Origin of the sequence: Dactylosporangium sp. NPDC051541 (assembly GCF_044454505.1) — a bacterium.
In the GTDB taxonomy this organism is placed as follows: Bacteria; Actinomycetota; Actinomycetes; order Mycobacteriales; family Micromonosporaceae; genus Dactylosporangium.
In genome coordinates, this window is sequence record NZ_JBITDU010000042.1 from 1 (window position 1) to 11126 (window position 11126).

The 11126-nt window shown below is 70.8% G+C and carries 1 protein-coding gene; it reads left to right on the top strand.

All coding sequences use genetic code 11. From position 1 onward, the window contains the following. Nucleotides 1–33: 33 nt before the first annotated feature. Nucleotides 34–11126, top strand: an 11093-nt coding sequence (locus ACIA8L_RS56050) for an amino acid adenylation domain-containing protein (protein ID WP_395918450.1), incomplete at its 3' end; no start/stop codon positions are given.

The window sequence follows — 11126 nt, forward strand, 5'->3', positions numbered from 1 at the left end:
CGGGGGCGGCCGGAGTTGACCGCCGAACGGTTCGTGGCTGATCCGTTCACGCCGGGTGGACGGTTGTATCGGACCGGTGACGTGGTGAAGCGCCGTCCGGACGGGTTGATCTCGTTCCTTGGCCGGGCGGATGATCAGGTCAAGGTTCGTGGGTATCGGATCGAGCCGGCCGAGATCCAGGCTGCCCTGCTCAGTCATCCGGCCATCAGCGGCGCGGTGATCGTCGCCGACGGTGAGCGGCTCATTGCCTATGTGGTGGCCGAGGGCGGGGTGCCGTCGGTCACGCAGTTGCGGGGTTTTCTGGGGGAGCGGCTGCCGGAGTTCATGATCCCGGCGGTGTTTGTCGAACTGGCCGCGATCCCGCTGACGGGCAATGGCAAGGTCGATCGTTCGGCGTTGCCGGCGCCGGATCAGTCGCGGCCGGAGCTGGAGGACGCGTTCGTCGCGCCGCAGACGCCCGCGCAGGAGGTTCTCGCTGGGATCTGGGGCGACGTCCTCGGCGTCGACCGGGTCGGGATCCTCGACAACTTCTTCGAGCTGGGCGGACACTCGCTGCTCGCCACGCAGGTGGTCTCGCGGATCCGGGCGGCGTTCGGGGTCGAGCTGCCCGTGGCGGCACTGTTCGACGCGCCTTCCGTCGCGCTGCTGGCCGGGGTGATCGGGGATGCCGCGCCCGGGGCGGCGGCGCCGTCCATTGTGGCCGTCGACCGGGGCCGAAAGCTGCCGTTGTCGTTCGCGCAGCAGCGGTTGTGGTTCCTGGCGCAGCTGGAGCCGGAGTCGAGCGAGTACAACACGCCGTTGGCCATCACGCTCGCGGGCGAGGTCGATGCCGAGCGGCTCGCCGGGGCGCTGGGGGCGCTCGTGGCGCGGCATGAGGTACTAAGGACGCGGCTCGTCGGCGATGACGATGGGGTGCCGTGGCAGGTTGTCGACCCGCCGACGCCGTTTGTCCTGCCCGTCGTCGACCTCAGCGGCGGCGACGACCCGCTCGCGGCGGCCCGGGAGTGGCTCGATGCCGATCGGCGGGTGCCGTTCGATCTGGCGGCCGGGCCGCTGTTCCGGGCCACGCTGCTGCGGGTGGCCGCGGACGAGCACGTGCTTGCGATCGCCAAGCACCACGCGGTCAGCGACGAGTGGTCGACCGGGATCCTGCGCCGGGAGCTCGAGGCGTTCTACGCCGGCGATGGGGAACTGCCGGCGCTGCCCGTGCAGTACGCGGACTTCGCGGTCTGGCAGCGGCAGTGGCTGACCGGCGCGGTGCTGGACGGTCAGGTGGCCTACTGGTCCGACCGGCTGGCCGGCGCGCCGACGCTGGAGCTGCCGACCGACCGGGTGCGGCCCGCGCAGCGGTCCTCGGCGGGCGCGGTCCTGCCGTTCGTGGTCCCGGCCGAGGTCGCCGAGGGACTGCGGGCGGTGGCGCGCGGAGCCGGTGCCTCGATGTTCATGACGGTGCTTGCGGCGTTCAATGTGCTGCTCGGGCGGTACAGCGGCCAGGACGACATCATCGTGGGTACCCCCGTCGCCAACCGCAACCGGGCGGAGATCGAAGGGCTGATCGGGATCTTCGTCAACACGCTTGTTCTGCGCACCGACCTGTCGGGTGATCCGACGTTCGGCGAACTGCTGGGGCGGGTGCGGTCCGCGACGCTCGGCGCGTATGCGCATCAGGACCTGCCGTTCGAGCAGCTGGTCGACGAGCTCGGCGTGGAGCGGGACCGGTCGCGGACGCCACTGTTCCAGGTGCTGTTCACCTACGTGACCGGCGGCGGCGAGCCCGGACCGGCCGAGCCGGACGGCCCGCGCTCGGTGCCGGTCCGGTTCGACCTGTCCATGACGGTCGCCGAGGCGGGTCCGAGTATCGAGTGTTCGCTGCAGTACAGCACGGCGCTGTACGACCACGGGACGATCTCGCGCCTGATCGCCCACTTCCAGGGAGTGCTGGCCGCGGTGGCGGCGGACGCGGGATGTCGTGTGTCGCAGGTGTCGTTGGAGACGTCGGCGTGGGGTGATGGCGGGCTGGCCGCGCCTTGGTCGGGTTCGGTGGTGGATTTGATCGCGGCGCGGGTGGCTGAAACGCCGGATGCGGTCGCGGTGGTTGCTGGTGATGTGTCGCTGTCCTATGCGGATTTGTGGCGTCGTTCGGGTGCGCTGGCTGGTCGGCTCGATCCGGAGTCGGTGGTGGCTTTGCGCCTGGGTCGTGGTGTGGAGTTTGTGGTTGCGGCGTTGGGGGTGTGGCGGGCTGGTGGGGCGTATCTGCCGTTGGATCCGGAGTTGCCGGAGGAGCGGCTGGCCTACATTTTGGCGGATAGCGGTGCCGTGCCGTTGTTGGAGGCGCCGTGTGTGCCGGCCGCCATCCGCCCGGGCCAGGCGGCGTACGTGATGTACACGTCGGGCTCGACCGGCCGGCCGAAGGGTGTCGTGGTCTCCCACGGCAACCTGGTGTCGTTCCTGGCGGCGATGGCCGAACGTCCGGGGTTGTCGGCCGAGGATGTGGTCTTGGCGGTGACGACGTTCGGGTTTGACATTGCGGGGCTGGAGTTGTGGCTGCCGCTTGTGGTTGGTGGGCGGGTGGTGATCGCGGATGAGGTGGCGACGCGTTCGCCGCGGTTGTTGGCGGGTTTGTTGGAGTCGGTGTCGGTGGTGCAGGCGACGCCGGCGACGTGGCAGATGCTGGTCGAGGACGGTTGGACCGGTTCCGGCCGGTTGCGGGTGCTGTGTGGTGGTGAGGCGCTGCCGGAGTCGTTGGCCGGGGCGTTGGTTGAGCGGGCCGGTTCGGTGTGGAACATGTATGGGCCGACGGAGACGACGATTTGGTCGGCGGTCGATGAGGTGACTGCCGGCGAGCGGATCACGTTGGGTTCGCCGATCGCCGGGACGTGCTGGTATGTGCTCGATCGGTCGCTGCATCAGGTGCCCACCGGCGCCGTCGGTGAGTTGTTCATCGGTGGTGCCGGTGTTGCCCGCGGGTATTTGGGGCGTCCGGAGCTGACGGCGGAGCGGTTCGTGGCTGGTCCGGCTGGGTCGCGGTTGTATCGGACCGGGGACTTGGTGCGTTGGTCGGTTGACGGTCGGCCTGAGTTTGTTGGGCGGGCTGATTTTCAGGTGAAGGTGCGTGGGTTCCGGATCGAGCTCGGTGAGGTCGAGGCGGTCCTGCGGGAGGCGGGGGCGTCGGCGGCGGTGGTGACGGTGGATGCCGGGTCGCGGTTGATCGCCTATGTGGTCGGTGTGGTGGATGTGGGGTTGGTGCGGGAGCGGTTGCCGCAGTACATGGTGCCGGGTGTGTTCGTGGAGTTGACCGCGTTGCCGTTGAACGCCAATGGCAAGGTCGACCGGCGGGCGCTGCCGGCGGTCGACGTGGTGGCCGGGGCGGAGTTCGTGGCCCCGCGGACACCCGTGGAAGAGGCGATAGCTGCCATTTGGGCCGATGTGCTCGGCGCGGAGCGGGTCGGGGTCGAGGACAACTTCTTCGTCCTCGGCGGCCACTCGCTGCTGGCGACCCGGGTGGTATCGCGGATCCGGGCGGCGCTCGGGGTTGAGATCCCTGTTGCGGCCGTGTTCGACGCGCCGACCGTGGCTGGGCTGGCGGCCGTGGCCGAGGCGGTGGCGCCGGGCGTTGCCGTGCCGGCGGTTGTGCCCGTCGACCGGAGGCAGCGGTTGCCGTTGTCGTTCGGGCAGCAGCGGCTGTGGTTCCTGGCCCAGCTGGAGCCGGAGTCGGTGGAATACCACACGCCGATAACCATCGGGCTGGGCGGGCCGCTTGACGTGGACGCGCTGGCGGCGGCGCTCGACGGGCTCGTCGCGCGACACGAGGTGCTGCGAACGCGGCTGGTCGCCGACGACGACGGCGTGCCGTGGCAGGTCATCGACCCGCCGGCGCCGATCCCACTGCCCATTGTGGCCATTGCGGCCGACGAGGTCGAGGCGTGGCTGGCGGCCGACGCGGCGGCGCCGTTCGACCTGGCCGCCGGGCCGCTGTTCCGGGCCGCGCTGCTGCGGATCACCGCCGACGACCACGTGCTGGCGCTCGCGATGCACCACATCGTCAGCGACGAGTGGTCGGCCGAGATCCTGCGCCGGGAGCTGGCGGCGCTGTATGCGGGGGAGGAGCTGACCGCGCTGCCCGTGCAGTACGCGGACTTCGCGGTCTGGCAGCGGCAGCGGCTGACCGGCGCGGTGCTGGACGGTCAGGTCGCCTACTGGTCTGACCGGCTGGCCGGCGCGCCGACGCTGGAGCTGCCGACCGACCGGCCGCGGCCGCCGATTCGCTCCTCGGACGGGGCCATCATCCGGTTCGCGATCCCCGACGACGTCGCGGCGCGGCTGCGGGCGCTGTCGGTGCGGTCCGGCGCCTCGATGTTCATGACGGCCTTCGCGGTCTACACGGTGCTGCTGGCACGGTACAGCGGCCAGGACGACATCGTGGTCGGCACGCCGATCGCGAGCCGGAGCCGGGCCGAGGTCGAGGGCCTCATCGGGTACTTCGTCAACACCCTCGCCCTGCGCACCGACCTGTCCGGTGATCCAACGTTCGGCGAACTGCTGGACCGGGTGCGGACGGAGACGCTGCAGGCGTTCGCGCACCAGGACGTGCCGTTCGAGCGGCTCGTCGACGAGCTGGTACGGGAGCGTGACCGGTCGCGCACGCCGCTGTTCCAGGTGCTGTTCAGCTACTTCACCGACGCCGACGGGCCGGCGCCGGTCGGCGAGGTCCGGCGGGCCGCGGCCAAGTTCGACCTGCGCCTCGTCCTCGCCGAGCACGGCCAGGGGCTGATCGGGGCCGTCCACTACGCGACGCGCCTGTTCGACGAGGCCACCATCCGTCGGTTCATCCAGCACTTCCTGCAGCTGCTGACCTCGGTCACGGCCGATCCCGGCACACCGCTGTCCAGAGTGGAGCTTCACGCCGGGTCTTGGCCCAAAGCTTCTGTGGTACCGCTACCAGACGTGACCGGCGTGGAAGCGTTGATCGACGCGGAAGTCGTTGTCTGCGATGGGGATCCAGTGCCGTTCGCGCGGATCGAGGCGCGGGCCAACCGGCTGGCCCATCATCTGCGTTCGGCCGGGGTCGGGCCGGAGTCGGTGGTCGGCCTGGCGGTCGAGCGCGGCGACGACTTCGTGGCGGCGGTGCTGGCGGTGTGGCGGGCCGGCGGGGCGTACGTGACGCTCGACCCCGACGGGCCGGTGCAGCGGTCGGCGTGGCAGATCACCGAGGCGGGGGTATCGGTCCTGCTCGGCACGGCGGATCGGCTGGGAGACCTGCCCATCCTGCGGCGGCGGGTGGTCCGGCTCGACGACCCGCAGCTCGACAACCTGCCCGAGACGCCCCCCGACGTGCGGGGGCTCGCCCAGGACCGGCTGGCCTACGTGATGTTCACATCGGGCTCGACCGGGCGCCCGAAAGCCGTCCAGGTGACGCACCGGGCACTGCTGAACTACATCACCGCCGTCCCGGAGCGGCTCGGCCTCGGCGTCCGTGGCGCCTCCTACGCGCTGGTGCAGCCGCCCACCACCGACGGCGGCAACACGGTGCTGTTCACCGCCCTGACGACCGGCGGGCGGCTGCACTTCGCCGACCCGGCGGCGATCGCCGGGTACCTGGCCGAGCATCACGTCGACTACCTCAAGCTCGTGCCGTCGCACCTGGCCGGCCTGGCCGACGGCGGCGACCTGGCCCGGCTGCTCCCCGCCCGCGGCCTCGTGCTCGGCGGCGAGGCGATCCCGATCGGCCTGGCCCGCGAGCTCGTCGAGGTGGCCGGCGACCGTACCGTCGCCAACCTCTACGGCCCCACGGAGACCACCATCGGCGTCGCCACGGCCCGGCTCAGCCCGGCGGTGCTCGACGACGTCGTCGTGCCGATCGGCGAGCCGCTGCCCAACGTCCGGCTGTACGTGCTGGACCGCTCGTTGCGCGAGGTGCCGGTCGGGGTACACGGCGAGCTGTACGTCGGCGGGGCAGCCCTGGCCCGCGGCTACCGGGGCGGGCCGGAGTTGACGGCGGAGCGGTTCGTCGCCGATCCGTTCGCGGCCGGCGGGCGGCTGTACCGGACCGGGGACGTGGTGAAGCGCCGCCCGGACGGGCTCATCGCGTTCCTCGGCCGCACCGACGACCAGGTGAAGGTGCGCGGGCACCGGATCGAGCCGGCCGAGATCCAGGCCGCCGTGCTCGCCCACCCGGCCGTCAGCGCCGCGGTGATCGTCGCGGTCGGCGGGCGGCTCGTGGCCTACCTGGTGGCCGAGGAGGCCCCGTCCGCCGTTCAGTTGCGGGCGTTCCTGGGGGAGCGGCTGCCGGAGTACATGGTCCCGTCCGTGTTCGTGGCGCTGGCCGCGATCCCGCTCACCGCCAACGGCAAGGTCAATCGTTCGGCGTTGCCGGCCCCGGATCAGGCGCGGCCGGAGCTCGAGGACGCGTTCGTCGCGCCGCAGACGCCGGCCCAGGAAGTGCTCGCCGGGATCTGGGCCGAACTGCTCGAGCTCGACCGGGTCGGCGTCCGCGACAACTTCTTCCAGCTGGGCGGGCACTCGCTGCTCGCCACCCGGGTCGTCTCCCGCGTCCGGGCGGCGTTCGGCGTCGAGCTGCCGGTGGCGGCGCTGTTCGACGCGCCGACGGTCGCCGGGCTGGCCGAGGCGATCGCGGCGGCGGCGCCGGGCTTGGCCGCGCCGCCGATCCGGCCGGCCGACCGGGGCGGCCCGCTGCCGCTGTCGTTCGCGCAGCAGCGGCTGTGGTTCCTGGCGCAGCTCGACCCGGCTTCGGCGGAGTACAACCTGGCGTTGCGCATCGGGCTCGGCGGGGACCTGGACGCGCCCGCGCTCGCGGGGGCGCTGACCGCGCTGACGGAGCGGCACGAGGTGCTGCGGACCCGGCTGGTCGCCGACGCCGACGGGGTGCCCTGGCAGGTGATCGATCCGCCGGCGCCGATCGACCTGCGTACTGTGGACATCGCGGCCGAGGAGGTCGCGGCGTGGCTGGCGGCGGACGCGCTGGTGCCGTTCGACCTGGCCGCCGAGCCGCCGTTCCGCGCGACGCTCCTGCGGGTGGCGGCGGACCGGCACCTGCTGGCCATCGCCATGCACCACGTGGCCGGCGACGAGTGGTCGGGCGAGATCCTGCGCCGCGAGCTGGCCGCGCTGTACGCGGGGTCGGAGCTGCCGGCGCTGCCTGTGCAGTACGCGGACTTCGCCGTCTGGCAGCGGCAGTGGCTGACCGGCGAGGTCCTGGACGCTCAGGTTTTGTACTGGTCCGAGCACCTGGCCGGCGCGGCAACTCTCGAACTGCCGGCGGACCGTCCGCGCCCGGCCCAGCGCTCCTCGGCCGGCGCCATGCTCAGATTCTCGGTGCCGGCGGACGTCACCGCCGGCCTGCGCGCCCTCTCCCGCTCCTCCGGCGCGTCCATGTTCATGACCGTATTCGCGGCGTTCAGTGTGCTGCTCGGGCGGTACAGCGGTCAGGACGACATTGTGGTCGGTACCCCGATCGCGAACCGGAACCGGGCTGAGGTCGAGGGCCTGATCGGGTTTTTCGTCAATACTTTGGTGTTGCGTACGGATCTGTCCGGTGATCCGATGTTCGGCGAGTTGTTGGGCCGGGTGCGGTCGGCGACCTTGGGCGCGTATGAGCATCAGGATGTGCCGTTCGAGCAGTTGGTCGACGAGCTGGGTGTGGAGCGGGACCGGTCGCGGACACCTTTGTTCCAGGTGCTGTTCAACTACCTGACGGCGGGTGGCGAGGACCGGCCGGTCGGCGAAAGATCGTCGGCGGTGGCGGTGAAGGTCGACCTGTCGGTGGCGCTGACCGATGGACCTTCGGGTCTCTCCGGTGCCGTGCAGTACAGCACGGCCTTGTTCGATGAAGCCCGGATCGAGCGGCTGATCGGACACTTCGGGCAGGTGCTGGCGGCGGTCGCGTCGGACCCGGCTTGCCGGGTCTCGCAGGTCCCGGTCCTGACTTCTGATGAGTCGGCGGCAGTGCAGGCATGGTCGGCGCCGGGGGGTTCGGCGCTGTCGGCGTCGTCGGTGCTGGACCTGATCCCGTCCTCGTCCGATGCCCTGGCTGTTCGGTGCGGTGACACGGCGTTGACCTACGCGGACCTGTGGGACCGGTCGGGTCGTGTGGCCGCCTGGCTCCTGGACGCCGGCATCAGTGCCGAATCGGTGGTCGGTCTGCGCCTCGGCCGAGGTGTGGAGTTCGTGGTGGCGGCGCTGGCGGTGTGGCGGGCGGGTGCGGCCTATCTCCCGCTGGACCCGACATATCCGGCGGACCGCCTCGAGTTCATGATCGCCGACTCCGGTGCGGCGCTGGTGCTCGACGCGCTACCGGATGCCCAGACCAGCAGCGATCTACCAACGATCCGCGGCGACCAGGCCGCGTACGTCATCTACACCTCGGGTTCGACGGGCCGGCCGAAGGGTGTGGTGGTCTCGCACCGCGGGGTCGTCAACCTCGCGGAGCAGATGGGCCCACTGCTCGGCGCGGAGCGGGTCGTGTTGCAGTTCGCCTCGTTCAGCTTCGACGCGGCCGTGTTCGACCTGGCCGTGGTGCTCGCGGCCGGCGGCACATTGGTCATCGCCTCGGCGGAGGAGCGTTCGGATCCGCGGGCTCTGACCCAGCTGATCAACGAGGCGGGTGTGGTGGCGGCCAGTGTGGTGCCGTCCCTGCTTTCTCAGCTCGACCCGGCGGATGTGCCTGGGATGGATACCTGGGTGCTCGGCGCGGAATTGCTGACCGAGCAGTTGGCGGCCAGATGGTCGTCGGACTTCCGGGTGGTCAACACGTACGGTCCGACTGAGGCTACGGTCATGAGCACCGCCGGTCCGGGCGTGACGATCGGTGCCCCGCTGGCCAATGTGCGTGTCCATGTGCTGGACCGTTTCCTGAATCCGGTGCCGGTGGGGGTGACGGGCGAGGCGTACATCGGCGGGGTCGGTGTGGCTCGTGGCTATGCGGGTCGGGCGGACCTGACGGCCGAGCGGTTTGTGGCGGACCCGTTCGCCGCGGACGGGTCGCGGTTGTATCGCTCCGGTGATGTGGTGCGGTGGAACGCTGACGGGCGGCTGGAATTCGTTGGTCGTGCGGACCGCCAGGTGAAACTGCGCGGGTTCCGGATCGAGCTCGGCGAGGTCGAGGCCGTGCTGCGCGAGGCCGGGGCGTCCGAGGCGGTTGTTGTGGTTGATGGGCAGCGGCTTGTGGCCTACGTGGTCGGCGCAGCCGACACGGAGCTCGTGAGCCGGAAGTTGCCGGAGTACATGGTGCCGTCCGTCTATGTGGAACTGCCTGTGCTGCCGTTGAATCCGAATGGCAAGATTGATCGTTCGGCGTTGCCGAAGCCGGAGTCGACGACGGTGTTTGCCGCAGCGGCCTCGCCTGTGCAGGAGGTGCTCGCCGCGATCTGGGCCGAGCTGCTCGGCGTCGACCGGGTCGGGGTGCATGACAACTTCTTCGTGCTCGGCGGGCACTCGCTGCTGGCGACGCAGGTCGTGTCGCGCATCCGCGCGGTGTTCGGTGTGGAGGTGCCGGTCGCGGCCGTGTTCGACGCGCCGACCGTCGCCCAGCTCGCCGCCGTGGTCGAGGGGAGCAGCAGCGAGGTCACGGCGCCACCGATCGTGGGTGTTGGGCGTACCGACCGGCTGCCGTTGTCGTTCGCGCAGCAGCGGCTATGGTTCCTCGCGCAGTTGCAGCCGGCATCGACGGAGTACAACATGCCGGCGACGATCGGGCTGCGCGGCGACGTCGATACCGCGGCGCTGGCCGCCGCGCTGGGTGGGCTGGTCGCTCGGCATGAGGTGTTGCGGACACGGCTCGTGGCCGACGACGATGGCGTGCCGTGGCAGGTGATCGATCCGCCCGGGCCGTTCGAGCTACCCGTGGTCGACGTCGCCGCCGACGCGGTGGAGGCGTGGCTGGCGGCCGATGCGGCGGTGCCGTTCGACCTGGCCACCGGGCCGCTGCTCCGGGCGACCCTGCTGCGGGTGGCCGAGGACGAGCACCTGCTCGCGCTGGCCATGCACCACGTGGTGGGTGACGAGTGGTCGGCGGGAGTTCTGCGTCGGGAGCTTGAGGCGCTGTATGCCGCCGAGGATCTGCCGGCGCTGCCCGTGCAGTACGCGGACTTCGCTGTCTGGCAACGCCAGTGGCTCACGGGCGAGGTCCTGGAGGACCAGCTCGGCTATTGGACCGAGCACTTGGCCGATCTGCCGGTGCTGGAGCTGCCCACCGACCGCCCGCGCCCGCCGGTGCGGTCGTCGGACGGTGCGATGATCGAGTTCGCGATCCCCGACGAGGTCGCGCAGCGGTTGCGGGCGTTGTCGCGCCGGTCGGGCGCGTCGATGTTTATGACGATGTTCGCCCTGTACACGATGCTGCTGTCCCGCTACTCCGGACAAGACGACATCGTGGTCGGCACCCCAATCGCGAACCGGAACCGGGCCGAGGTCGAGGGCTTGATCGGGTACTTCGTCAACACGTTGGTCTTGCGTGCGGATCTGTCTGGTGATCCGACGTTCGGTGAGCTGCTGGCCCGTGTACGGGCCGAGACCCTCCAGGCGTTCGCGCATCAGGATGTGCCGTTCGAGCAGCTGGTCAACGAGCTGGTGCACGATCGGGACCGTTCGCGGACACCGCTGTTCCAGGTGCTGTTCAACTACTTCGCCGGCGGAGGCGAGCAGGGTCCGAGCGAGGAGGTGCAGCACCGGCTGACCAAGTTCGACCTGCGGCTCATCGTGCGGGATCGCGGCGCCGGGCTGCTCGGTTCGGTGCACTACGCGACCCGCCTGTTCGACGAGTCCACCATCCGCCGCCTGATCGCCCACTTCCTGGAGCTCGTCTCCGCGGTCGCCGAAGAAGTGCGCCTCTCGGAGCTGCCCCTCTCAGCAGGCTCCTGGCATGAGGCGCCGCCGCTGGAGCTGCCGGCGGTGTCGGGCGTGGATGCGCTGATCGACTATCCGGACCCGCGGGTCAACCAGCTGGCGAACTATCTGCGGTCGGTTGGTGTCGGCCCGGAGTCGGTGGTTGGCTTGGCGGTCGAGAGTGGCGACGATTTCGTGCGTGCGGTGCTGGCGGTGTGGCGGGCGGGCGGCGCGTACGTGACTTTGGATCCGTCGTTGCCGGTGCAGCGGTCGAAGTTCCAGTTGGC